Origin of the sequence: Gardnerella vaginalis ATCC 14018 = JCM 11026, from assembly GCF_001042655.1 — a bacterium.
GTDB classification, from domain to species: domain Bacteria; phylum Actinomycetota; class Actinomycetes; order Actinomycetales; family Bifidobacteriaceae; genus Bifidobacterium; species Bifidobacterium vaginale.
This window is the reverse complement of sequence record NZ_AP012332.1, coordinates 307139-330553: the sequence shown is the minus strand read 5'-3', so window position 1 is coordinate 330553 and position 23415 is coordinate 307139. Positions and strand designations below refer to the sequence as shown.

Annotated in this window: 21 protein-coding genes; 11 read left to right on the top strand and 10 right to left on the bottom strand. The window is 41.1% G+C overall.

Going from position 1 to position 23415, the window contains the following annotated elements; translation table 11 throughout:
- The first annotated feature begins 8 nt into the window (after positions 1-8).
- From GAVG_RS01245 to rpiA, 4 genes are all read left to right on the top strand, one after another.
- Positions 9-1142, top strand: coding sequence for a diacylglycerol/lipid kinase family protein (locus tag GAVG_RS01245; RefSeq protein WP_009994671.1), 1134 nt, complete (start codon positions 9-11; stop codon positions 1140-1142).
- Between the two features lie 30 nt (positions 1143-1172).
- A complete protein-coding gene (gene pgm / locus GAVG_RS01240; RefSeq protein ID WP_009994669.1) occupies positions 1173-2846 on the top strand; it encodes a phosphoglucomutase (alpha-D-glucose-1,6-bisphosphate-dependent) in 1674 nt (557 codons plus the stop codon).
- A gap of 34 nt (positions 2847-2880) precedes the next feature.
- Complete coding sequence (locus tag GAVG_RS01235; protein ID WP_009994667.1) at positions 2881-3942, top strand: ribonuclease H family protein; 1062 nt, start codon at positions 2881-2883, stop codon at positions 3940-3942.
- 116 nt (positions 3943-4058) lie between these two features.
- Entirely contained in the window at positions 4059-4757 is a 699-nt protein-coding gene (gene rpiA / locus GAVG_RS01230) for a ribose-5-phosphate isomerase RpiA (RefSeq protein ID WP_004116983.1), read from the top strand.
- Between the two features lie 194 nt (positions 4758-4951).
- Here the strand turns inward: rpiA and GAVG_RS06725 are convergent, their stop codons facing one another.
- Together GAVG_RS06725 and GAVG_RS01225 are read right to left on the bottom strand one after the other, a co-directional pair.
- The gene (locus GAVG_RS06725) at positions 4952-5041 is read right to left on the bottom strand and encodes a 30S ribosomal protein bS22 (RefSeq protein WP_004268639.1); all 90 of its coding nucleotides are present in this window, start codon (positions 5039-5041) and stop codon (positions 4952-4954) included.
- Positions 5042-5167: 126 nt separating this feature from the next.
- Positions 5168-5797 carry a lipase chaperone gene (locus tag GAVG_RS01225; RefSeq protein WP_009994666.1) on the bottom strand — a complete coding sequence of 210 codons (630 nt, stop codon included), beginning with the start codon at positions 5795-5797 and terminating at the stop codon, positions 5168-5170.
- 93 nt (positions 5798-5890) lie between these two features.
- Between GAVG_RS01225 and radA the strand changes: the two genes are divergently transcribed.
- The 4 genes from radA to GAVG_RS01205 all read left to right on the top strand — a co-directional run bounded on the left by radA (position 5891) and on the right by GAVG_RS01205 (position 11025).
- Complete coding sequence (gene radA / locus GAVG_RS01220) at positions 5891-7336, top strand: DNA repair protein RadA (protein WP_009994665.1); 1446 nt, start codon at positions 5891-5893, stop codon at positions 7334-7336.
- Between the two features lie 34 nt (positions 7337-7370).
- Positions 7371-8885 carry an adenosylhomocysteinase gene (locus tag GAVG_RS01215; protein ID WP_004112062.1) on the top strand — a complete coding sequence of 505 codons (1515 nt, stop codon included), beginning with the start codon at positions 7371-7373 and terminating at the stop codon, positions 8883-8885.
- Between the two features lie 92 nt (positions 8886-8977).
- Positions 8978-10399 carry an amidohydrolase family protein gene (locus tag GAVG_RS01210; RefSeq protein WP_009994664.1) on the top strand — a complete coding sequence of 474 codons (1422 nt, stop codon included), beginning with the start codon at positions 8978-8980 and terminating at the stop codon, positions 10397-10399.
- 77 nt (positions 10400-10476) lie between these two features.
- On the top strand, positions 10477-11025 hold the full coding sequence (locus GAVG_RS01205) for a cupin domain-containing protein (RefSeq protein WP_004115858.1): 549 nt from the start codon (positions 10477-10479) through the stop codon (positions 11023-11025).
- A 12-nt stretch (positions 11026-11037) separates the two neighbouring features.
- Here the strand turns inward: GAVG_RS01205 and GAVG_RS01200 are convergent, their stop codons facing one another.
- The gene (locus GAVG_RS01200; protein WP_009993921.1) at positions 11038-11928 is read right to left on the bottom strand and encodes a 5'-methylthioadenosine/S-adenosylhomocysteine nucleosidase family protein; all 891 of its coding nucleotides are present in this window, start codon (positions 11926-11928) and stop codon (positions 11038-11040) included.
- Positions 11929-12194: 266 nt separating this feature from the next.
- On the opposite strand from GAVG_RS01200, the gene GAVG_RS01195 reads away from it, so the two are divergent.
- The 3 genes from GAVG_RS01195 to GAVG_RS01185 all read left to right on the top strand — a co-directional run bounded on the left by GAVG_RS01195 (position 12195) and on the right by GAVG_RS01185 (position 14935).
- Positions 12195-13064, top strand: coding sequence for an ABC transporter substrate-binding protein (locus tag GAVG_RS01195; protein ID WP_004116998.1), 870 nt, complete (start codon positions 12195-12197; stop codon positions 13062-13064).
- Positions 13065-13217: 153 nt separating this feature from the next.
- A complete protein-coding gene (locus tag GAVG_RS01190) occupies positions 13218-14111 on the top strand; it encodes an amino acid ABC transporter permease (protein ID WP_004112052.1) in 894 nt (297 codons plus the stop codon).
- Entirely contained in the window at positions 14111-14935 is an 825-nt protein-coding gene (locus GAVG_RS01185; RefSeq protein ID WP_004117001.1) for an amino acid ABC transporter ATP-binding protein, read from the top strand. Before GAVG_RS01190 ends, GAVG_RS01185 begins: the two co-directional genes overlap by 1 nt.
- Positions 14936-15209: 274 nt before the next feature.
- Here GAVG_RS01185 and GAVG_RS01180 read toward each other — a convergent pair whose 3' ends face one another.
- The 7 genes from GAVG_RS01180 to GAVG_RS01150 all read right to left on the bottom strand — a co-directional run bounded on the left by GAVG_RS01180 (position 15210) and on the right by GAVG_RS01150 (position 23339).
- Positions 15210-16070 (bottom strand): aldo/keto reductase, encoded by an 861-nt coding sequence (locus GAVG_RS01180; protein WP_009993919.1) that lies wholly within the window; start codon positions 16068-16070, stop codon positions 15210-15212.
- 93 nt (positions 16071-16163) lie between these two features.
- Positions 16164-17678: an L-arabinose isomerase gene (gene araA, locus GAVG_RS01175; protein WP_004117004.1), complete on the bottom strand. Its 1515-nt coding sequence runs from the start codon at positions 17676-17678 to the stop codon at positions 16164-16166.
- 51 nt (positions 17679-17729) lie between these two features.
- Positions 17730-18422 (bottom strand): L-ribulose-5-phosphate 4-epimerase, encoded by a 693-nt coding sequence (locus tag GAVG_RS01170; RefSeq protein WP_004117006.1) that lies wholly within the window; start codon positions 18420-18422, stop codon positions 17730-17732.
- Positions 18423-18512: 90 nt separating this feature from the next.
- Entirely contained in the window at positions 18513-20126 is a 1614-nt protein-coding gene (locus tag GAVG_RS01165; RefSeq protein ID WP_009993917.1) for a xylulokinase, read from the bottom strand.
- Positions 20127-20199: 73 nt separating this feature from the next.
- Positions 20200-20430 (bottom strand): CDP-diacylglycerol--glycerol-3-phosphate 3-phosphatidyltransferase, encoded by a 231-nt coding sequence (locus GAVG_RS01160; RefSeq protein ID WP_004115879.1) that lies wholly within the window; start codon positions 20428-20430, stop codon positions 20200-20202.
- Between the two features lie 136 nt (positions 20431-20566).
- The gene (gene mmsB, locus GAVG_RS01155) at positions 20567-21787 is read right to left on the bottom strand and encodes a multiple monosaccharide ABC transporter permease (RefSeq protein ID WP_004112039.1); all 1221 of its coding nucleotides are present in this window, start codon (positions 21785-21787) and stop codon (positions 20567-20569) included.
- 7 nt (positions 21788-21794) lie between these two features.
- On the bottom strand, positions 21795-23339 hold the full coding sequence (locus GAVG_RS01150) for a sugar ABC transporter ATP-binding protein (RefSeq protein ID WP_004112038.1): 1545 nt from the start codon (positions 23337-23339) through the stop codon (positions 21795-21797).
- Between the last annotated feature and the right edge of the window lie 76 nt (positions 23340-23415).

Genomic DNA, 23415 nt, shown 5'->3' with positions numbered 1-23415 from the left:
TAATAAATATGCCAGATATGCCAATTCAAGCGACGATTGCGTTAATGGTGATTGTTTTTGCGCTAGTACTTGCACCATTCATCATTATGATAGTTACGCGCGCCTTGAAAAAGCATCATTTAGCAGAAAAACTCGCAGAGCGACACGGAGATAGTGTACATTACGCTTTCATACTAAACCCGTCTAAACCTCAAGCAGAACAATATAGACTTGACATTAAAGAATATTGCAAATCACACAATTTCACATACGAAATAATAGACACTCAATTAAATAAAGATGGGCGAGAATGCGCACTCGAAGCCTTAGAAAACGGGGCAAATGTTGTTGTGGCAGTTGGTGGAGATGGCACTGTTAGAACGGTTGCAAGCGCGGTTTCTAGCACGAACCACGCGATGGGAATAATTCCAATTGGCACAGGGAACTTGTTTGCGCGCAACATGGGCATTCCAGTAGATGATGTTCAAGCAGCACTAAGAGTTGCAACAAGCCACGGATCTAAAAAAGTTGACGTTGGGCGTGTTTTTATACTCGACAAGCCGTATGAAGACCATGGTCACGCATTTTTGATTATTGCAGGAATTGGATTCGACGCTCTTATGATAGACGACACTAATCCTGCGCTTAAAAAGAACATAAGCTGGCTTGCATACTTTGTTGCTGGCGTTAAACACTTATTTGCGCCAAAATATCGCGGAGACGTTACTTTTATTAGAGAAAACGGTACAAATCACACAGCAAGAGGAATATCATTCCGCACACTTATGGCTGGTAATTGTGGACAAATACCAATGCTTTCTTTAATGCCAGAAGCCGTTTACGATGATGGCATATTAGACTTCGAAATTATTGACACATCTGGCGGATTAATTGGATGGGCTAACCTATTTGGAGACGTTGTACACCAAACCGTTACAGGAAAAGCAAAGCAAAGTCCGCTTTCTACAAACTCTAAAATCGACCAATCGCAAGGTGTTGAAGCAGAAGTCAAGATAGAACGACCTGCTCCTGTGCAAGTTGATGGAGATATTTTAGGCTACACAAAACACTTGCGTTTTAGCGTAGACAAACAGGCTTTATGCGTGCGCATACCAGAGAGTTTACAATCTTCTTTGACTCAAAATAATGCTAACTTACGTTAAAATACCGTCGCCGTGGCAAAATAAAAAATTATGGTAGCAAAAAATGCGGGAATGCCCGCCACCCCAGAAGATCTAGTAGATGTCGACGCTTTGGTTGGCGCTTACTATGATGAAGTTCCAAATTCCAATATTCCAGAACAGCGCGTGATTTTCGGTACGTCCGGTCACCGTGGTTCTGCTTTAAAAACTTCGTTTAACGAAGCTCATATTGTGGCTATTACTCAAGCTATTGCTGAATATCGCAAGAAGGCTGGCGTAACTGGTCCTCTTTATATTGGTCGCGATACGCACGCTCTTTCTGAGCCTGCTCAAAAAACCGCTATCGAGGTTTTGGTTGCTAACGGAGTTCACGTTCGCGTGGATTCTCGCGGCGATTTCGTGCCAACTCCTGTTGTTTCTCAGGCTATTTTGACGCATAATCGCGCAGCCGACGGCACTCAACGCTTTAGCGGAGACGGCTTGGCAGATGGCATTGTCGTCACTCCATCGCACAATCCTCCAACCGACGGAGGTTTTAAGTACGACCCTGTAACAGGCGGCCCTGCCCCAGCAGACGTAACTAACGCAATCGCAGCTCGCGCAAACGAATTGCTCGACAACTACAAGTCCGTTAAGCGCGTGCCTTTCGAGGAAGCAATCAAGTCTGATTTGGTTGAAGGCTTCGATTACCGCGAGCACTACGTTAACGATTTGGCTAACGTAATCGATTTCGATGTGATTCGCTCTAGCGGCGTGCGTTTGGGAATTGACCCACTCGGCGGCGCAAGCGTAAACTACTGGCCACTTATGAACGAAAAGTACGGTTTAAACATTGGCGTTGTGCGTCCAGAAGTTGACCCAACTTGGCGATTCATGACTATTGACCACGATGGCAAGATTCGTATGGATCCAAGCTCCCCTTACGCAATGAAGGGCTTAGTTGATCAGCTTAACGCTGGCGCTTGGGATAAGTACGATTTGGTTGGAGGCACTGATCCAGATGCCGATCGCCATGGTATCGTGTGCCCGAATTGGGGCGTTATGAACCCTAACCACTACATTGCAGTGTGCGTGGAGTACTTGTTCGGCGGCGCTCGTCCGGATTGGCCAAAGAATACTGCTATCGGCAAGACGCTTGTGTCTTCTTCCTTGATTGACCGCGTAGCTGCTTCGATTAACGCTAAGCTTGTGGAAGTTCCTGTTGGCTTCAAGTGGTTCGTTGACCCACTCTTTAGCGGCGAAGTTGCTTTCGGCGGTGAGGAAAGCTCTGGCATGAGCTTCTTGCGCAAAGACGGACGCGTGTGGACCACCGATAAGGATGGTTTGATTCCTGATTTGCTCGCTGCAGAAATTACTGCAAAGACTGGTAAGAACCCAGCTCAGCTTCACCAAGATCAGGTTGCTCGCTTTGGAGAAAGCTGGTACAAGCGCGTAGATACTCCAACAACTCTTGAACAGAAGCAGAAGTTTGCGGCTCTAAGTGGCAACGATGTTGAAGCAACTAAGCTCGCTGGCGAAGATATTACCGCAAAGCTTACGGAAGCTCCTGGAAACGGCGCAAAGATTGGCGGCTTGAAGGTTACGACCAAGAACAATTGGTTCGCCGCTCGTCCATCTGGTACCGAGAATATTTACAAGGTTTATGCCGAGTCCTTCGTTTCTCCAGAGGCACTTGACAAGGTGCTTGAGGAAGCTACTGCTGTAGTAGACAAGGCTTTAGCGTAACGTAATAATCTTTCGTAAGTAAAGAATCTACTAATTGCGCTGGTTGCAATCTGCAACCGGCGCATTTTTGAAAGGTTTTGTGATGATTGTTGTTTCTACCGATGGTTCAGCACTTGGAAATCCAAATGGATCAATGGGTTGGGCTTGGGCAGACCACACTGATGAAGCAGGAAGCACGAACGAGCATCAACATGCAGGAAACGCGGATGCAGGCGGAGCCACAAATGGCACGAATCAAATCGGTGAGTTATGCGCAGTACTCGAAGCGTTGAGAGCACACCCTGGAAGCGAGGATCTTACAATCGAAACTGATTCGCAATACGCTATAAACTGCTCAACCACGTGGATTCACGGGTGGAAGAAGAACGGTTGGAAGAACTCCAAAAAAGAGCCTGTAAAAAACGCAGATTTGATTCGCGCAATCGATTCGGAGATTACTAAACGCGAAGGCTCCGTTAAGTTCGTCTGGGTTAAGGGACACGCTGGAAACGCTGGAAACGAAAAAGTTGATGAGCTGGCTAGAACTTATGCTGAAGATTGCCGCAGCAGATTGAAGGATGGATACCTGCCACTAGAAGGATGGAAATCGTTGATTTCTTCTACATATGCAGACGGTGTTGATGTACCAAAAGATGCAAAAATGCTGTTAGACGGCAAGATTTCTAATGCAGAATATCACATAGGAAGATGCGTTGGTAAGGATATTAATCCTGATTTTAAAGGCGATTTTCATCGTGAAACAAAACGTGAAACATCCGATGATGATGCCATTAAATACGCCGATAACAGCGTTGCTAACGATTCAACTACGCGTAACAGTAATACACAGGATGAATCGAAAGCATCCGACGAGTCGCGTAAAAATAAACAATCTCAAAATAAATCAGAACAAAAATATCAAGTAGTGCCAGGATTATGCGTATCTGGAACATTACAATTCACACCTGCTCCAAATACGAGCCAAAGCTTTAATGGTCAACCACGATACGTATTAGGAAACATACAAGTAAGCGGATATGTTCAGCCAGACGGCACTCTTAAACTAGATCCAACCGAGTTTTATATTCAAACAAAAGCTGCAAACCAAACAGAATAAAATCTGAACGCAGACTAATATGTAGTATGTATGAAATAAGTGGCGGTTGGTAAAAACGCTATAAACGCGCTGTTATTTTAGCCACGCCAACAAGAAAGATAAGAAAGTAGGCACAAATGGATAAAGCACAGCAAGATGCTCTTAAGAAGGCAGCTGGCATTGAGGCCGCAAAAATCGTACAAAATGGCATGATGGTTGGACTTGGAACCGGCTCTACTGTTCGTTTTCTTGTAGACGAACTCGGTCGCAGAGTAAAAGAAGAAGGCTTGAGCTTCACTGGTGTCACAACTTCTCGACGCACGCAAGAGCAGGCAGAGGGCTACGGCATTAAGATTCTTGACATTAACGATGTTGACCATATTGACGTTACTATTGATGGTTCAGATGAAGTCGATAAAAACTTTGACGGTATTAAGGGCGGCGGTGCAGCATTGCTCTGGGAGAAGATTGTTGCAATTAACTCCGACCGCATTGTGTGGATTGTGGACGCCAGCAAGGTAGTTGATACAATCGGCAAGTTCCCACTTCCTGTTGAGGTAATTCCATTCGGATCTGCACAAGTGATTCGCAAGTTTGAAAAGCGCGGATACAAGCCAGTTTTGCGTCTTGATGCAGATGGCAAGGAAGTGCGTACAGACGAAAATAACTTTGTTGTTGACTTGCACTTGGAGCGCATTGAGCACCCGCAAGAGCTTGCTAAGGATTTGATTGAGACTGTTGGCGTTGTAGAACACGGATTGTTCTTGAATATGGTTGACACTGTGATTGTTGGTGATCCAAACGGTCCGCGCACTCTTACAAACCCAAATAAGTAAACTGCATATCTAAATTTAACCAATCATTTCCCGAGAATGTACGTAAAATCCACTGTTTTACGTACATTTTCGGGAAATTTTTTACATTCTTCAATCATTGCAGTCTTCAATCGCAATAAAAAAAAAAGCGCTGGAAAAATCCAACGCTTTCAAAAGTGTTACGTGCCCAAACGGGCAGGCGCGCCAAACAGCTACTACTTACGCTGATGACGAGTCTTACGCAGCAGTTTGCGGTGCTTCTTCTTGCTCATCCGCTTGCGGCGCTTCTTGATGACAGAACCCATCTGAAGCCTCCATTCATATGTAAAGTGTGCAACTTGCCTAATGTTACACCGTTTTGACGACTTTGGAAAATTTTAAAACAAAATTTTACAAAAACACGTACAAAACAGCCTATATCACTACGAAAGTTACATTGGGAATTGCTTATAGAATCTTTCAACAGACTGTTTTAAACCAGTCACTTCAAATACAACAGTGTCATTTTGCCAGATGGCACTAGCTTTAGTCTTACTATTATCATCTACCTTCAAAACATAGCTTCCAGTAGCCTTACCAGCAACCTGAATCTTTCCAGAAGCAATATCACTTCCAGCTAATGCATCAGTCAAAAGCTCATATTGCTTATTTGCTAAATCACGACTACTCCATTGAGCAACAACGACTGAAACATCACTGCCAGATTCTCCCGTAGAATATCTAACAGTGTATTCTTCCAAAGGAGATGCGGAAGACCATTTAGCACTAGGAGAAGCATCAACACGCGCAAAATCAAGAACACTATCTGGCATAGATCTTAACAGTGCAGTAGATGTACTAGGCAAATCTTTAGACTTAATTGACGGAGTTTTTGCAGAAGACACCTGAGTTTTAGCAGACTGCGGTTGCTGGCGATTTAACGCCCAGCCAGGCCATATGAATGCGGAAACTATAGCTAAAACGACCACTATTACGGCAACTATAAGAACTTTTCGTAAGTTGTTATGAGAAGCAGATACAGATGAAGTCGAGTTAGAAGGATTATTCGCATAAGAATTCATATTTTTTACCCCACATAACACTGTTCAACATACTTGGATTATCTCACAAAAGTATGACGGTAAAATGTCTACAAATGCAGCTAGCGTCAAATCATGGCTGCAAAATCTACTACTTACTACTTATGCTCCGAATGCGGTTGGAGTGGTTCAAAATGGTATGGTCGCTGTCCAGAATGCGGCGAATGGGGAACATTAAACGAGTTTCACGAGTCTAAAGCTACAAGCGGAGTTTCACGAGCCTCCACAAGATCTAGAAATGCAAAAAATAACATTTCTACAATAACAAATCTTGATTCTAGCGTAGATGCTCAGCCAATCAGTGAAATTACAGCAGATAATGGCATGCGAATCCACACAGGATTTAGCGAATTTGACCGCGTTTTAGGAGGAGGGCTTGTTCCAGGATCAGTCACGCTTATAGCAGGCGAACCAGGAATCGGAAAATCTACTCTACTTTTAGAAACAGCAGGAAAAATTGCCAAGAATTGCAACGGATCTGCGAAAAACAATGCCGAATACACAAAAAATTTAGTCCTGTACATTTCTGGCGAAGAATCAAAGTCGCAAGTAAAATTGCGCGCATCACGCATAAATGCCATAAGTCAAAATCTTCTTCTTGCGTCTACAACAGACTTAAACACAGCTTTAGCGCTAATCGAAAAATATAAGCCAACTCTTGCAATTGTAGATTCGGCACAAACTATTGTTTCTAGCGATGTTGAAGGAATTACAGGAGGCTCCACTCAAGTTCGAGAAGTAGCTAGCGCGCTTATAGACGTTGCTAAAACTTGCGATATTCCAATTCTTCTTGTTGGACACGTTACAAAAGACGGCTCGATTGCAGGTCCTCGCACGCTTGAACATCTTGTAGACACTGTTTGCCAATTTGAAGGAGATAGTCAAACCGCATTACGCATGCTTCGCGTTGTTAAAAATCGTTTTGGGCCTACAGACGAAGTTGGCTGCTTCGACATGAGTGGCGATGGTATTGAAGAGGTTCCAGATCCTTCTGGGCTTTTCCTGTCTTCTAATGGAGATTGTAAAAATGAAGGAACGTGCGTAACTTTTACTTTAGAAGGACACAGAAGCATACCTATTGAAATTCAGGCTCTTGTTACAGATTCGGTTCTGCCAGCCCCTAGACGCGCAGTTTCTGGAGTAGACACAAACAGAATTGCCATGCTTACCGCTGTTTTATATAGACATGGTGGATTAAATCTTTTATCTAAAGACATTTACGTTTCTACGATTGCTGGAGCTAAGGCGAAAGAACCTGCTTGCGATTTAGCAATAGTGGCAAGTTTGGCGAGCGCAGCCAAAAATAAGGCAGTCTTACCTTTAACTTGCGCAATTGGTGAGATTAGTCTTACTGGTCAAATTCGTCCAGCTTCTAGAATGGAACCTAGAATTAGAGAAGCAGCTAGGATCGGCTATAAGCGTGCGATCGTGTGTAATATGCGAAAGAAAATTAGCATTCCCGGTATTGACATAATCGAAGTAGAGAATTTAAAAGAAGCTTTGAACGCACTTGGATTATAGGGATAATAAATATAAGAGCTTTTAGGAGTTTAATATGATTGATTTTAGCGAATGGGTTGCTATTACTTCGCAGAGAACTAACCAATCTCTTGCTGGGGCACGCGTGTTTATTGGAGATAACAATATTCAAAATGAGAATGCTAAAAATAGTGACCAAAATAGTGATGTGGAAAAATTCTTACAGAGCGCGCAATCTTGGGGAATAATTCCTACGACTTGTAAACAATACGCAGATTTTGATGCCACTAAATCTTACGAAAATATAGAAAACACTATGGTTAATGCGCCTAATTTAAGCGGAAAAGACGCAATAGATTACGCGCAAAAACATATGCCAGTAATGCGCACGCTACTTAACAATTTACAAGAAAGTGGTCTTAATTTAGAAGGCGTTAGAATAGCTGTTTGTCTTGTGTTGGAACCAAAAACAGCTGTATTGCTTAGAGAATTGCACGCGCACGGAGCGATTGTTGGCGTTTTTTGTGGTCCAGACGAAACTGACCAGAGAGTAGCAGATCAGCTTAAAAAAGAAGGCATTTTAGTACAAGCAAACCGAGATTGGACACCTGAACAAACTCATGAAGGTGCGCTAAAACTCTTAGACGAAATACAGCCAGACATAATAATCGACGATGGTGCAAGTTTTGCGCGCCTAGCAAGCCTGGAACGCCCGCAAATCGCAGCTAATCTAATAGGAGTTGCAGAAGAAACAACTAGTGGAGTGCGCGCTTTTGAAGCAATGCAAAAAGCTGGACACTTGCACTACCCTGTGATTGCAGTAAATAACAGCGCTCTAAAAACCGATTTTGACAATCGTCATGGAACTGGCGAAACATGCGTTACTACTATGCAGCAAATTCTTGGAAGCGAATGCTTTAAAAACGCTAAAGTAACTGTTGTTGGATACGGTCCAGTTGGTCGCGGATTCGCATTAAGAATACGCGCATTGGGTGCAAAAGTTACGATTTGCGATACAAATCCTGTCCAATCCTTACGCGCAGTTTTCGATGGATTTGAAGCTCATAATCTTGAATGCGTTGTTAAAAAAAGCAATATGATTGTTTCTGCAACAGGCGTTAGACACACGATTACATTGCAACACATGCAAAACATGCAAGAAAACGCGATTTTGGCTGTTATTGGCGGAATTGCAAACGAGATTGCACTAGACGAAATCCCTGATTTTAAGCCATTTGTTGGAACTTCACAAAGAAAAATCCAAGTTCCGTGCGGTCCGCAAATCACACTAATAAGTGAAGGAGACGGCACAAATTACACTACTGGCGGTGGAAATCCTATTGAGATTATGGACTTTAGTTTTGCTGTTCAAGTAAGCGCAGTAGCGTATTTGCTAGAGCACAATGGGAAAAACAAGAAAAATAGCGACAAAAATCGGCTTGATTCTGGAATTTACCAATTGCCAGAAAGCTCCGATAATCAAATAGCAAGTATTGCATTAGCAGAACGCGGATATAGTGCTAGCGAATCCAATAAAGATAATGGTTATAGATGGGATTTAACAAGATTTGCCGAAGACGAAAATATTTAGATGAAATCCAATTAACCAAATCATAACAAATCTAAGCAATAATAGAGTAACAGAAACAAAATTAGTTAAACGATAATTCCATAAGGAAAGCAATGTTTACAGATCCAATACGCGCACTTGCACACCCAACGCCGCTTAGCGAAGTCACCTTATACAGTGCAGCAATGGTTATTCCAGTAACAGGTCCTATTATTCCCGAAGGAGCCGTAGCAGTATCAAATAGACGCGTTGTACACGTTGGAACAAGACAGTGGGTACTAGACATTCTAAAAGATGAAATGTCAAACGATTCCTATAGGAAAATGTTTAACAACGAACGACATTGGCATGGTCTTATGACACCAGGTCTTATAAACGCACACACGCATTTGCAATACACTAATATGGCAAGCGTAGGCCGCGGCGAATACCGCAATTTTAGAGATTGGGAAGAAGGATTCAATGTTGTTTATGACAAATCACAAGAAGAAAAACAGCATAACCCATCATTGATGACTTGGAAAACTTCTGCATACGAAGGCGCAAGAATGATGGTGGAAGCTGGCACTACTGCAGCTGCCGACATTGTAACTGATATCGAAGCAGTTGGAGCGCTTGCAAGCCAAGGCATGCACGGGATATCCTATTGGGAGGTAATGGGCTGGAAAAACGTTGACTGGAAGGAAGAAGGCTACGCTAAGCTGCTCGAGATGCTTGGGCACATGATGGACAACGGCAGAGTGCCGAGTATAGGAATTAGCCCACACGCACCTTACAGTCTAGAAACCGAACCTTTTGTGGATTTGCCAGACATTGCAAGACAGCTAAACATGCGCTTGCACATACACTTAGCAGAAACACCTATGGAGGCTGGAAATCACGCCGATACACTCACCACGTATTCCGCACCAGATTGGAATGCTAACGTTTGGGCGAGCTACAGCGAACTTAAAGCACATGGAATGACAGCTTCCGCAATTCAGTTTTTGGATCAGCTCGGATCCCTTGGACCAGACGTACATATTGCGCACGGAGTTTGGGCAGATGGCGAAGACCGAAGAATTTTGCGTCAACGCGGAGTGGGAGTGGCATTGTGCCCAAGATCCAACCGCATTACTGTTACGGAAAGAGACGCGCCAATTCGCGACTACATGGAAGAAGGAAACTTGCTTGCGATTGGTACGGATTCACTATCTTCTTCCCCATCTTTAGACGTTTTAGACGACGCTGCAAAAGTCTATGATTTAGCAACAGCGCAAGGGTATAGAAAAGATGATTTAACACATCGAATTATTCGCATGCTTACTTTAGGCGGCGCAAGCGTTATGGGCTTACACGTAGGACCGCACAGAATTGGTCAAATTAATGCTGGAGCAACAGCCGACCTTGCATTATTTGATATTCCAACAGACACAAGCTCGCCACAAGGAGTTGAAGAGACTTTGCACAATTTTGTGCGTCACGGTGCAGGTAGTGCAAAAGCAACAGTTATTTCTGGAAATCTTGTATACAATAATGGTGCTTTTGCTCAATAATCTGATGCAAGCACAGATAAGAACACATTTAACGCAAATATTTAACGCAAATATGAAAAATAAAAGGAGCATGCATTATGAGTGTCAGTTTAGAAAATATGAGTGATTACGCCAAAAATCTTGTTAAAGAATTACAGCTAGAAGCTCATCCAGAAGGCGGATGGTACACCCGCGACTGGCAAGCAGCGCAACTATATAGCGCAACCAACAATGAAAATACTTCAAACGCGAGCACAAACGATACGAAAATTGACGAAAACGCTGGCGCAGACGCACCAAGACCATTGGCCTCTCTTATTTACTTCCTTTTGCCTTCTGGCGATTCAAGCGCATGGCATAAAGTTGATGCAGACGAGATTTGGCTATGGCATGGACCGTCAAATCTTACGATTGAACTTGGTGGATGTGGTCAAACCCCTTGTGATGAGGCAGATTTGCAGCGTTTTACTCTTGGAAACACTAAGGAATGCAATGGCTTATCCACGCGCGGACATCTTGTAATTCCTGCTGGGACATGGCAGAGAACAATACCAAGCGATGGCGATGTTCTTGTTTCTTGCGTAGTAAGCCCTGGGTTTACTTTCAGCGGATTTGATTTAGCAGAACAAAACGATTCAAATAAGTAAACTAGTCTGCAGTTATTTAACAAGCGCCTTCAAAACACGCAAAGTTAACGATCCTGCTTGATTAGCTGCAAGAACTAAATCATCCTTATGCGAGTCCACAGATTCGTATGATTCTCCACAACGGTTGCTCATTGAGCGAATCGCAAGGAATGGAACACCGTTTTTAGCCGCAATATGTGCAGCAGCAGCGCCTTCCATCTCTTCGCAATCACCAAAAACCGTTACTCGCACAGCGTCTAAAATATTAGGATCTGTGTTAAATTGGTCGCTTGTTGCTATGTTTCCACACACATAAGCAACGTTGTTTGAATTTTCGTTAGACACGCTATTTTCATTAGACGCGCTTTGCTTAAAGTCCGAGGATAAGTCGCCAGCAACCGAAGAGGATTCTTCCAAAGACTTCTCAAGCCTAAATCCTAATAATTGCGCCTCTTTAGCAGCTAAATCGCATAATTTTGAATCTGATTCAAAAACAGATTTGTACGGAGCACACTCTGCGATAATCTGCGTATTTGTTTCTAAATAGTGAAGTTTCTTGCCTATAACAATATCTCCAACATTAAGACGCGGATTTAAAGCACCTGCGATTCCGCTAAAAATCAACACTTGTGGATTGGATTCGATTATCAACGCTTGAGCTGCAGCTGCGGCAGCACACTTTCCCATTCCAGCAACACATATTGTAAGAGTAGGATTTTCACCTTTGCCATTCGAAGCGATTTTGCCCTGAATAAAAGTAACCCCATACGAATCCCAAGTTTTATAATCCCCACAAAATGCTTGAAGAATAGGCTGAGCTTCTTTTTGAAGTGCAACTATAACAGCAAGTTTTGAAAGATGACTAAAATCTTTAGAACTTTCAGAAAAATCGTCAGCCGCGCTATGTTCAAAATTATTTAACATAAAATACTCCTCAAAAAGCAACACACCGTATGTAACTGACACTTAACATACTACGACTTAAGTCTAATCACCACAAAACCACGTATTAAATCAACAAAATATAGCGCGTTATAAACAATCGCGATAACAATTCTGTAACAATTAAGCCTTAAATGCTTTCAGCATCTTATAAACTATCAAATGTACGGCCGCAAAACCTACTTAAATCGCTTAAAAAAACGAATAAGCGAAAAATCTTAAGGTTTTAGCAAAAACAAGGAGAAAAAATGGCTATTTTCGTACACAACAACTTGCACACCAACCGCGTAGCAATCGCTGCTGCAAAAATTGCAGCAGCAGCATTAGCAATGGCAGCAATGGTTAGCACAGCAGCATGCGGCAGCCAAAACGCACAAGATACAAACCAAAAGACGATTACTCCAGGCGTTTTGACAATCGGCACAGCTCAGCCAACTTACACACCTTGGATGTACGATAACAAGCCAGAAAACGGCAAGGGCTACGAATCTGCAGTAGCATACGCTGTTGCAAAGAAACTCGGATACGATAAAGACAAAGTAAAGTGGGTTCGCACAACCTTCGACTCCGCAGTAACCCCAGGACCAAAAGACTTTGATTTTAACCTTCAGCAGTTCTCTATTACGGAGGAACGCAAGAAGGCAGTAGACTTTTCGCCAAGTTACTACAACGCAACTCAGGGTGTTGTGGTCAAAAAAGATAGCAAGTTTGCTAACGCAAAGACCTTAGCAGACCTTAAAACCGCTACAATTGGCGCAATGGTTGGAACAACAAGCTACAGCTTTGCTAAAGACAAGATTAAGAGCGATATTCAAACCTTTAACGATAATGACGCTTTGGTTCAGGCTCTTGATTCTAAGCAGATTGACGCACTTGTTATAGATACTCCATCTTCCGTAAACATTGTGCGCAGCAAGCAGGTTAAAGAAGGTGTTGTTCTTGGACAGATTGCAGGATCGGAAGATAAGGAAGGAACTGGATTGGTACTTCCAAAAGGCTCTAAGCTTACTGCAGACGTCACTAAGGCTGTGAATGCGCTAGAAAAAGATGGTACTTTGAAGAAGCTCCAAGAAAAGTGGCTTGCAGAGTACACGACTAATCTGCCAGTTCTTAAGTAAAAACTAAACCAAAAATAAATAAAAATAAATAAAAATCGTACTAACGTCATTACCAATACGCATTATTGTAAGCAACTTGTAACCCAATCGTCACATAAAAGTGCTTACAATAGTGCGTATCATTCATTATGTCGAAAGGCTTGAGTGCCGCCAATGACAGTACTTAACGGCAATGCATTAAACAGTGAATCAAACAACGCTGGAGAATACGCTTTAAGCAATATCGAGCTTGAGCGTAGGTCAATCCGCAAAAAGCAAAATCTTAAATCAGTTTTAACAAGCATAATAAGCACTTTAGTATTACTTGGCGTGTGCGTTGCGGCACTTGCAATGAGCCCTGGTTGGCCAAGAGTGCGCGAAACGTTCTTTTCTGGCAAGTACTTTATGTTATCTTTGCCATCCGTTTTGCAAGGCTTAATGCTTAATCTGCAGGTGCTTGTTTTCGCTGTTATTGGAGTAGCAATACTTGGAACTTTAATCGCAGTTATTCGTACAAGCGTAAGCCCAATGCTTTTCCCTTTGCGAGCTATAGCGCAATTCTACACAACTATTATGCGCGGCATACCAATGCTTGTTGTGCTTTACTTAATCGGCTTTGGCATACCAGGATTACAGCTTTTTGGGCGAATTCCACCAGCAATACTCGGTACAATTGCCATTGTTATGAGCTACTCCGCATACGTTGGAGAGGTATTGCGCGCAGGATTTGAAGACGTGCATCCGTCTATGCGAGCGTCCGCAAGATCACTTGGCTTAACATCTGGTCAAACTGTGCGATTAGTGGTAATTCCTCTTGGCTTAAGAAAAGTGGCTCCTGCTTTAATGAACGACTTTATATCTATGCAAAAAGATGCAGGACTTATATCGGTTTTGGGCGCTGTAGACGCTGTTCGAGCCGCGCAAATATCTGTTGCAACTTCTTATAACTTCACTCCATACGTTGTAGCAAGCGTTGTGTTTATAGCGCTGAGCATTCCGTTTATTGTTCTAAACGATTGGTATACGGCAAGGCTGCGCAAACGCGAGCTAAACGGAGGAACCGTGTGATGAATAACTTAACAAACCAGAAGGTAAGTCAGCAAATGAGCGATTACACAAACACAAGTGATCAAACGAATACAAGTGATTACACGGATTCAACCCCAGTTTTGCGCTTAAGCAATATTCGAAAATCGTATAACTCAACACCTGTTCTTAAAGGCATTTCTTTTGATATTGCACCTCACGAAGTGGTGGCTCTTTTAGGACCTTCTGGAAGCGGAAAATCCACTCTTATGAAGTGCATTAATCTGCTTGAGCGAGTAGACGACGGCCAAGTTTGGCTTGGAAACACAGATATTACAGATCCTCGTATAAATCAGGATCAAATTAGGTCTCAAATCGGAGTTGTGTTCCAGCAATTCAATCTTTTTACGCATATGAGCGTTTTAGATAATGTGACTCTTGCTGCGCGAAAAGTTCATCATTGGAGCAAAGACCGCGCAGAAAGCCGCGCAATGGAGCTTCTATCTAGGATTAAGCTAGAAAATAAAGCAAAGTCTTATCCGGATCAGCTTTCGGGCGGACAGCAGCAACGAGTGGCGATTGCACGCGCGCTTATGACAAGCCCACAACTTTTGCTTTTAGACGAGATTACTTCCGCGCTAGACCCAATGCTTGTTGGCGAAGTTCTAGACATGGTTGCGGAACTAAAAGAGCAAGGAACCACGATTTTAATGGCTACTCACGAGATGCATTTTGCGCACGAAGCTGCCGATAGAGTGGTTTTGCTGCGAAACGGCGTTGTTGCAGAGAATGGCACACCATACGAAGTTATGGATGCTTGCAGTGACCCAGAAACGCAAAACTTCTTTAAGTCTTTCCGACATTGATTTTTTGTGAACTACGCAGTAATTGCGCTCACATAAGCGTAACCCCATTCCCGCGTTTGTTCCCTTTTTAAGCAAATCTGACTACAAACACGGGCAAAGCGGCATGAAGATCATGTAAAACACAAACTTCATGCCGCTCTATAGGAGAAAGCTACGAAAATTTTTTGTTCACTTATACTGTCCACCATTAATCACTCGTAGCCTCGATGACAAGGAATCAATAAGTCACATATATAACCCCTTCACAAATACAAATAAAACAAACGCCACACAATTATGCATAACTAAACGTTGCAGGGTCATGCCCCATTCGCTCATTAGTGTTCAAATCATCTATTGCACGTATTTCATCATCCTTAAGACTAAATCCAAAAACATTAATATTTTCACGTTGCCTATTTTCTGAAACAGATTTAGGTATGATAATGTATCCATGCTCAATATGCCAGCGCAAAATCACCTGCGCACAAGTAACATCATGATTCTTAGCAATAGTTTCCAAAACACCATCGCCGATATTCAAATCACGTCCGCGCGCCAATGGAGAATACGCTTCAATAGCAATATTATGCTTCTTGCAAAAATCAACTACATTAGACTGCTGCCAGCTCGGATGCAATTCAATCTGATTCACTTGAGGCCACTGACCAACTTCATCATATAAACGCTGCAAATCAGAAGGCATAAAGTTACACACACCAAGCGAACGTACCCTACCTTCCTCTTTCAACTTAACAAATGCTTTCCATGTTTCTGTAGAACGCCAATCAAATGGTGTAGGCCAATGAATCATATACATATCCACATAGTTCAAGCAAAGATCCGCAAGTTGAGAATCAAAAGCCTTCAAAGTACTGTCATACCCCTGCTGTGAATCTCTAACTTTTGTAGTCACCCATAGGTTTTCTCGCAATTCGCCAGTATTAAAACCAGTTTCGCGCAATACTTCACCTAGCTCATTCTCATTGTTATATCCAGCTGCAGCATCAATATGTCTGTATCCTAACGAAAGAGCGCTTTCTACAACATCATGCATACTTACTTTATCAACTCGAAGTACACCTAAACCAACTTGTGGTATAGAATTGCCATCCGATAATAAAATGTTAGGCACAATGTGCATATTTTCATTCATTAAAGCACCCCTTCGCTATAAAATTGACCATTATTTTCAAAGGAAATAATAACACAACAAACACTCATCACTAGAGACGTAATAATGCCAATATTACTTAACATTAAGCTTGTAATACATTTGAGAAATCTGTAGATTGCGCTCAAAATCTTGGGTATTAGTGTTTTTATCAATCACAGCTAGTTCGACACCAGAGATACGCGCAAAATCTTCCCAAACTTCTCTACCAATTGACGTTGTCATACAAGTATGATGGGATCCACCAGCTAATAACCAGCATTGCGCAGACAAAGATAGACTTGGCTGCGGTTTCCACATGGCGCGAGCGCAAGGCAAATTCTTTAGGCTTCCAGACGGCTCTACAACATCGACAATATTCATTAAAAGTCTAAATCTACTGCACATATCCGCAAGAGAAACCACAACAGCATCCTTTTTAGGAGCAGCAGTAAACACGAGTCTAACAGGATCTGATTTTCCTCCAATACCCAATGGATATATAGCAAGACGAGGTTTTTGAATACTTCCAATAGAAGGCGAAACTTCTAACATATGTGATCCTAATATCATTTCGTTATCTGGCTCAAAATGATACGAGTAATCTTCCATAAGAGAAGCTCCACCTTCAAGACCATACCCCATAACTAATCCCAAACGAACCAATATTGCGGTTTTCCAATCCCCTTCTGCCGAGAAACCCCATCCATATTCGGAAGGAAAACGTTGAGCAGCAACTCCTGGAAGTTGGGAAAGACCACCAAGATCTTCAAAATTATCTACTGCAGCAGTAGCATCATAATCACACATCATGGATACCATTCCAACTTCCTGCTTAGCTGCAATTAACAGAGAATCATATTTTTGATTTAATAATTCTGGATCAATATTGTATTTATTTTTATAATCTTCTATCAAATCTTTAGCTTGCTTATCTGTAGCACGATTAACATATGAATTTAATTCGTTTACAGACCAAGTATTAATAGATGCACCAAAGATTTTCTCAGCTTCAGTTTTATCTCCTTCAGTAACAGCAACGTTACGCATATTGTCTCCCCAACGCATAACGTTCATATTGTTAGACGCCCACCAGCCTAAACACGCACGAACCCAAGTATTTATGCGATCCGAAACTTCTGGATTCGTATAATGACCAACAACTATTTTTCTTCTAATACCAAGTCTAGAAACAATATAACCGAATTCTCTATCTCCATGAGCAGCTTGATTTAAATTCATAAAATCCATATCAATACTTTCCCAAGGTATTTCACGATGATACTGGGTATTCAACTGAAGCAAAGGTTTACGCAACAGTTCTAATCCGCGAATCCACATTTTTGCTGGCGAGAACGTGTGCATCCAAGCAATAACACCGATACAAGATTCTTTTGAAGACGCATCAACCATAAAATTACGCACAGCGTCAGATGATTTTAAGGTTGGTTTCAAAACAATTTTCACAGGTATCGAATGTTGATTATTTAAATAATCTACGATTTCGCCAGCTTGTTTTGCCACTTGTTCTAGTGTTTCTGGACCATATAGTTCTTGCGAACCTACAGCAAACCACACTTCTTTGTTCTCAAAAGGATTTTCCATAGCCATTATTTACTCCTATAAGACTTATATATGTAATTGTTTTTAGATTATTTTTTATTAGTTTTGTCCATAAACATTTTGATATCGTTTATTAAGAGAATTGATATCTTCTTTCTTTATATCGATTATTTTCCCTATTTGCCTAGCAGCCCACATTGTTTTGGCTACTTCTTCTGTCATAGCAGCAGCTTTCACAGCACTTTCTGCATCTTTTCCAATTACGAAAGGACCGTGATTTTGCATCAAAACCGCTGGCGACTTAGGATATTTGCGTAATGTTTCAACAACGCCTTGCCCAATGGCCTCACTGCCAATCAACCTGAATGGTCCAACTGGAACAGGACCGCCAAACTCATCTCCCATCATTGTTAATCCACACGGTATATTTTCTCCAATAGCAGCCCAAGCAGTAGCATAAGTCGAATGAGTGTGTACTACTCCAAATACTTCAGGCATATTTCTATAAATATAAGCATGCGAAGCTGTGTCAGAACTTGGAGAATAGGATCCATCAACAACATTCCCATCTAGATCACAAACAATCATTGATTCAGGAGTTAGTCTTTCGTATCGTACTCCAGAAGGCTTAATAACCATTAAATCAGCAGTATGCAAACGTTGAGAAACATTTCCCGCAGTCCACACAACTAAATTCCATTTAATAAGTTGATCATGCAAATTGGATACTAATTCGCGTACCTGTTTTACCTCAGATTGAGTTTCTTTTGAATAATCTTTTAAAGTTTTCATAATTACTATTTCTTTCTAATAAATTTTTTAAAAATATGATGAGAAAACACTATTTTTAGTCTTGCTTAAGCAATCTTTTGCACAATATTTTTACGGCATCGTCGCTATTGCTGCATGTTCTATTGGCAATGACCTCATAAATTGCTCAAAATATCTCTGGAATCCTTCCACGTCATCCTTACGAGGGAAAACGGTAACTGAATTCACATGGGCAAATACTTCATTTTGCAAAAAGTCTATTAATGTTATATTTTTTCGCCTAATATATGATGCTAAAATCGCCATTCCCCACGATCCGCCTTCAGAAGCCGTAGGCATAGTGGTTACTGGAACACCAAACGCCGCCGAAGCAATACGCTGAGAAACTTCAGGAGTGGCAAAAATACCACCATGACCAAGCAAAGAATCAATTTCAACATGCTCTTCTTTTGTTAAAACATTCATTCCAATAGTCACTGGACAAAATGCTCCATATAGCTGAGCACGCATAAAGTTTCCGAGTGAAAGTTTTGCTTGCGGACCGCGAGCAAATACAAATCGCCCTTCTTCCAAACCTGCTTGAAACTCTCCAGAAGAAAAACAGTAGTTAATATTTCCTCCAGCATCAAATTCAGTTCCATTATCAACAGCAGAATTAAACAGGCTTGTATATAACAAATCCATTGATATTGGTTTTCTTATTGCATCTGCAAATTGAGCAAATAAATTAACCCAAGCATTTAAATCTGTAGTGAAATTATTAGCATGACTCATTGCAGATAAATGACCATCTGGAGTCATAACTATATCTAACTCTTTATGAGCTTTTGACAAAGGGCGCTTTAAAACAACAGTTGCAAAAATAGATGTACCAGCCGAAACATTACCAGTACCAGGCTTTAATGTATTGGTTGCAACCATACCGGTTGCCGCATCTCCTTCAGGAGGAACAAATGGTATTCCTGGATTCAAAATGCCACTAGGGTCAAGAAGAGAAGCACCATCAACTGTCAATCGACCAGCAAATTCTCCAGCGGAAAGAGGTGTAGGTAAAATATCCTTCAAATTCCAAGGCTGATTAGATATTTCAGGAAGATTCTCAATTTTATTTAGCGCATTCTCATCCCAGCTTAAAATGTTTGAATCCATAGGAAACATTCCAGAAGCATCCGACAATCCTAATACTTTTTTGCCAGTAAGCCTCCAATGAATATAGCCAGATAGCGTAGTAAAGAATGCTACATTATGTACGTGCTCTTCCTTGTCAAGCGCACATTGATACAAGTGAGCTATCGACCAGCGCTCCGGTATATTAAGATTCAATTCGCTAGAAAGAATTCTGTGAGCATCATGCGTATTGGTATTTCTCCAAGTCCTAAATGGCACAAGCAACTTATTTCTATTATCAAAGGCTAAATAACCATGCATCATTGCTGAAATACCAATGCCGCCAATATTATTTAAACGCAATTGGTAATCTTTATTAATTTGATTACTTATCTGAGAAAAAACAGATTGTATTCCATGCCAAGCATCAGATAGATCATAGGTCCACAAACCATTTTCTAGTTTGTTTTCCCACTTATAAGATCCTTCTGCAATAACTTGATATTGTCCATTAATTAAAGCACCTTTAATTCTAGTTGAACCCAACTCAATACCAAGATATGTGTTTGCATTAATAATATCTTTTTTATTAGATGATACGCTCGAAATATCACACATGATGCTCCTTTGCATGCTTTTATAAGATTCATTTATTCAAATATGTAGAAAATCTTGAATACCCAATCATTTATTACTTTTTAGAATCCTCGCTCTTATCTTTACGCTCTTGACTGAATCCTTTAAAAGCGTTGTAACCGCAATAGCCGATTACAATTAATAAGCACAATGAAAAAATAAGAGTGTACCAAGCGAATAAATCACCAGATTTATAAGAACCATATAAAGACTGGAATAACCAAATCGACATAAAAAAGGTAGTTAGAGCGTACATTCTAGTCTTTTGAATATATTTTTTTGGCATATATTCCTCCTTATTGTTCTTTTATTCTGATTAACACCTGTTAATATCTATTAATAACTAACAAAACTGGGCGTACACTTTTCGTTCACAACGCTTGTGTAATATCTGAAGCGCACGCCCAATATATACGGCATTTTTAGCGCTTACGACGCTTGCTCATTATGTCAACAGCCACTGCAGCGAGTAACACAAGACCCTTAATTGTCTTCACAATTGCAGTGTCAACGCCCATGATAGACAAGCCTTGATTGATTACTCCCATAACAAAAGCACCAACAACGGCTCCAGGTATAGTTCCAACACCACCAGTTACAGCAGTGCCACCGATGAAGCAGGATGCAATTGCATCCATTTCAAATTCCATACCAGCTTGTGCAGTAGCAGACGCCAGACGAGAAAGCATAGCCACAGCAGCAATAGCAGACAAGAATCCCATATGAACAAACAAGCAGAAATCTACACGCTTAACATCAATACCAGAAAGTATTGCAGCTTTACGGTTACCTCCAACAGCATATATGTGACGTCCAAAAACTGTCTTTGTAAGAATAAAGTTGTATGCAACTACCAAAATCGCAACAATCACCAACATAATTGGAGTTCCACCCATCTCGGAATTGCCAGAGGATGCTAACAAATATGTTACAAATATGATTGCAAGAGCAGCAAATACGATCTTGCATACAGTAATCGATAGTGGTTCTGGGACTAATCCAACTTTTTCTACATGCTTACGCTTATTAATTTGACTCCAAGCAAACAAAGCGATGCACATAAGACCAAGAACAATCGTAAGACCATCAAACGGACCCCACCAACCGAGAATATTAGGAAGATAGTTACGAGCAATTCCACGGAACGCGTCTGAAGTGATAGGCACAGATTCGCCAACTATAACCGTAGATAAACCGCGGAAGATCAGCATACCTGCAAGAGTGGTGATGAATCCAGGAATCTCCATTCGAGCCACCCAGAAACCGTGCCAGCAACCAATAAGTAAACCAACAACAATTGATATAGCAATCGCTAATACCCAATTAACACCATAACGTTCCATCAACAGTGCACAAACACCACCAATAAATGCAACTAAAGATCCTACAGAAAGATCAATGTGTGTAGCAATAATCACCATCACCATGCCTATTGCCAAAATAATCACATATGCATTCTGCTGAATTAAAGAAACAAAACTGTTAGGAGTTAAAAGAACACCTTTTGTAAGTATTTGAAACACAACGACAATAACGATTAAAGCTCCAACGATGCCATATTGTCTTGCATTATCGGTAATTGTCGAAAGAATACTTGATTTTTGTTCACCCTTCGTATCTTGGGCTAATCTGTTTTTGCTCATGATAACGCTAATTCCTTTCCTTAGTCATGCATTTCATCAGATATTCTTGGGTAAACCCATTCTTATTAACATCATCAGTAATAATGCCTTGACTTACGGTATAAATACGATCGCATATACCAATCAATTCTGGTAGTTCAGAAGAAATAACTACAACAGCTTTACCTTGATCGGCAAGCTTATCGATGATTTCATAAATTTCATACTTTGCACCAACATCTATACCACGAGTTGGCTCATCGAGAATGAGTATGTCTGGATCAGAAAGAACCCATTTTGCCAATACAACCTTTTGCTGATTTCCGCCAGAAAGCGTAGAAACTTGCACATCAATGTTTTGACATTTTATATTAAAGTTCTCTCGATATGCATCAACTTCTTTTCGCTCAATGTTTCCATCAACAACACCTAATTTGCTCATTTTTGACAATGAAGCAATAGATGAATTTTCGCGAATATTCTGCAAAAGATTTAAACCATAACCTTTACGATCTTCTGTAGCATAAGCCAAACCAGCATTAATTGCTTCTTGCACATTGCGCAATTCGACTTTTTTACCTTTAATATAAAGATCACCAGTTATATTGGAGCCATATGAGCGTCCAAAAACACTCATGGCCAATTCGGTTCTTCCAGCACCCATCAATCCAGCCAATCCAATAATTTCGCCAGAACGAACATACAAATTAGCATTATCGACTATTATTCGGCTATTATCCATTGGATGATGAACTGTCCAATTGGTTATACGAAGATATTCTTCACCAGATTGATTTGTTTCGTGCTTAGGATACAGATTGGTTAATTCTCTACCTACCATTTTACGAATTAATTCATCGTAATCTAATGGCGTTTCTGGTGTAATATACATTTCACCAACTGTCGATCCGTCACGAATGATAGTAACGTTATCTGCTATTACAGCAACTTCATTAAGCTTGTGCGTAATTATAATGCTTGTAACGCCATGTTCATCTCTTAATTGACGAACAAGCTGTAGTAAATGCGCAGAGTCCTCATCATTTAATGCTGCAGTTGGTTCATCAAGAATCAGCAACTTTACATTTTTAGACAAAGCCTTAGCAATCTCTACAAGCTGCTGTTTACCAACACCAATATCCATAATCTTTGTATCTGGATCTTCTGGCAAACCAACACGTTCAAGAAGTTCTGCAGCTTTAGCGCGAGTTTCACTCCAATCAATTACTCCATTTTTGGAGCATTCATTTCCCATGAAAATATTTTCAGAAATTGAAAGAAATGGATTTAAAGTCAGCTCCTGATGAATAATAACAATTCCATCACGTTCTGAATTTTTAATATTACTATATTTACACTCTTTTCCGTTAAATATAATCTTTCCCGTGTAAGATCCGTAAGGATAAACACCTGATAGCACATTCATTAACGTAGATTTACCAGCACCATTTTCGCCGCAAATTGCATGAATTTCACCGCGATCAACCGAAAGATTAACATCAGTAAGAGCTTTTAGTGAACCAAACGTTTTTGTGATGTGCTGCATACTCAATATCGTGTCTTTATGCGACATCATCTACTTCCAATCATTACAACGCACAGTTTCAACTAATGGAGGCACAACTATGGCACTAATCGTGCCCCCATAT

Bases quoted from the DNA above. Each gene is read 5' to 3' on its own strand.
- radA (WP_009994665.1), top strand. From the start codon at position 5,891: ATGGCTGCAAAATCTACTACTTACTACTTATGCTCCGAATGCGGTTGG.
- mmsB (WP_004112039.1), bottom strand. From the start codon at position 21,787: ATGAGCAAAAACAGATTAGCCCAAGATACGAAGGGTGAACAAAAATCA.
- GAVG_RS01150 (WP_004112038.1), bottom strand. From the start codon at position 23,339: ATGTCGCATAAAGACACGATATTGAGTATGCAGCACATCACAAAAACG.
- GAVG_RS01180 (WP_009993919.1), bottom strand. From the start codon at position 16,070: ATGAATGAAAATATGCACATTGTGCCTAACATTTTATTATCGGATGGC.
- GAVG_RS01225 (WP_009994666.1), bottom strand. From the start codon at position 5,797: ATGAATTCTTATGCGAATAATCCTTCTAACTCGACTTCATCTGTATCT.
- rpiA (WP_004116983.1), top strand. From the start codon at position 4,059: ATGGATAAAGCACAGCAAGATGCTCTTAAGAAGGCAGCTGGCATTGAG.
- GAVG_RS01245 (WP_009994671.1), top strand. From the start codon at position 9: ATGCCAGATATGCCAATTCAAGCGACGATTGCGTTAATGGTGATTGTT.
- GAVG_RS01165 (WP_009993917.1), bottom strand. From the start codon at position 20,126: ATGTGTGATATTTCGAGCGTATCATCTAATAAAAAAGATATTATTAAT.
- GAVG_RS01170 (WP_004117006.1), bottom strand. From the start codon at position 18,422: ATGAAAACTTTAAAAGATTATTCAAAAGAAACTCAATCTGAGGTAAAA.
- GAVG_RS06725 (WP_004268639.1), bottom strand. From the start codon at position 5,041: ATGGGTTCTGTCATCAAGAAGCGCCGCAAGCGGATGAGCAAGAAGAAG.
- GAVG_RS01200 (WP_009993921.1), bottom strand. From the start codon at position 11,928: ATGTTAAATAATTTTGAACATAGCGCGGCTGACGATTTTTCTGAAAGT.
- GAVG_RS01195 (WP_004116998.1), top strand. From the start codon at position 12,195: ATGGCTATTTTCGTACACAACAACTTGCACACCAACCGCGTAGCAATC.
- GAVG_RS01210 (WP_009994664.1), top strand. From the start codon at position 8,978: ATGTTTACAGATCCAATACGCGCACTTGCACACCCAACGCCGCTTAGC.
- pgm (WP_009994669.1), top strand. From the start codon at position 1,173: ATGGTAGCAAAAAATGCGGGAATGCCCGCCACCCCAGAAGATCTAGTA.
- GAVG_RS01190 (WP_004112052.1), top strand. From the start codon at position 13,218: ATGACAGTACTTAACGGCAATGCATTAAACAGTGAATCAAACAACGCT.
- GAVG_RS01185 (WP_004117001.1), top strand. From the start codon at position 14,111: ATGAATAACTTAACAAACCAGAAGGTAAGTCAGCAAATGAGCGATTAC.
- GAVG_RS01215 (WP_004112062.1), top strand. From the start codon at position 7,371: ATGATTGATTTTAGCGAATGGGTTGCTATTACTTCGCAGAGAACTAAC.
- araA (WP_004117004.1), bottom strand. From the start codon at position 17,678: ATGGCTATGGAAAATCCTTTTGAGAACAAAGAAGTGTGGTTTGCTGTA.
- GAVG_RS01160 (WP_004115879.1), bottom strand. From the start codon at position 20,430: ATGCCAAAAAAATATATTCAAAAGACTAGAATGTACGCTCTAACTACC.
- GAVG_RS01205 (WP_004115858.1), top strand. From the start codon at position 10,477: ATGAGTGTCAGTTTAGAAAATATGAGTGATTACGCCAAAAATCTTGTT.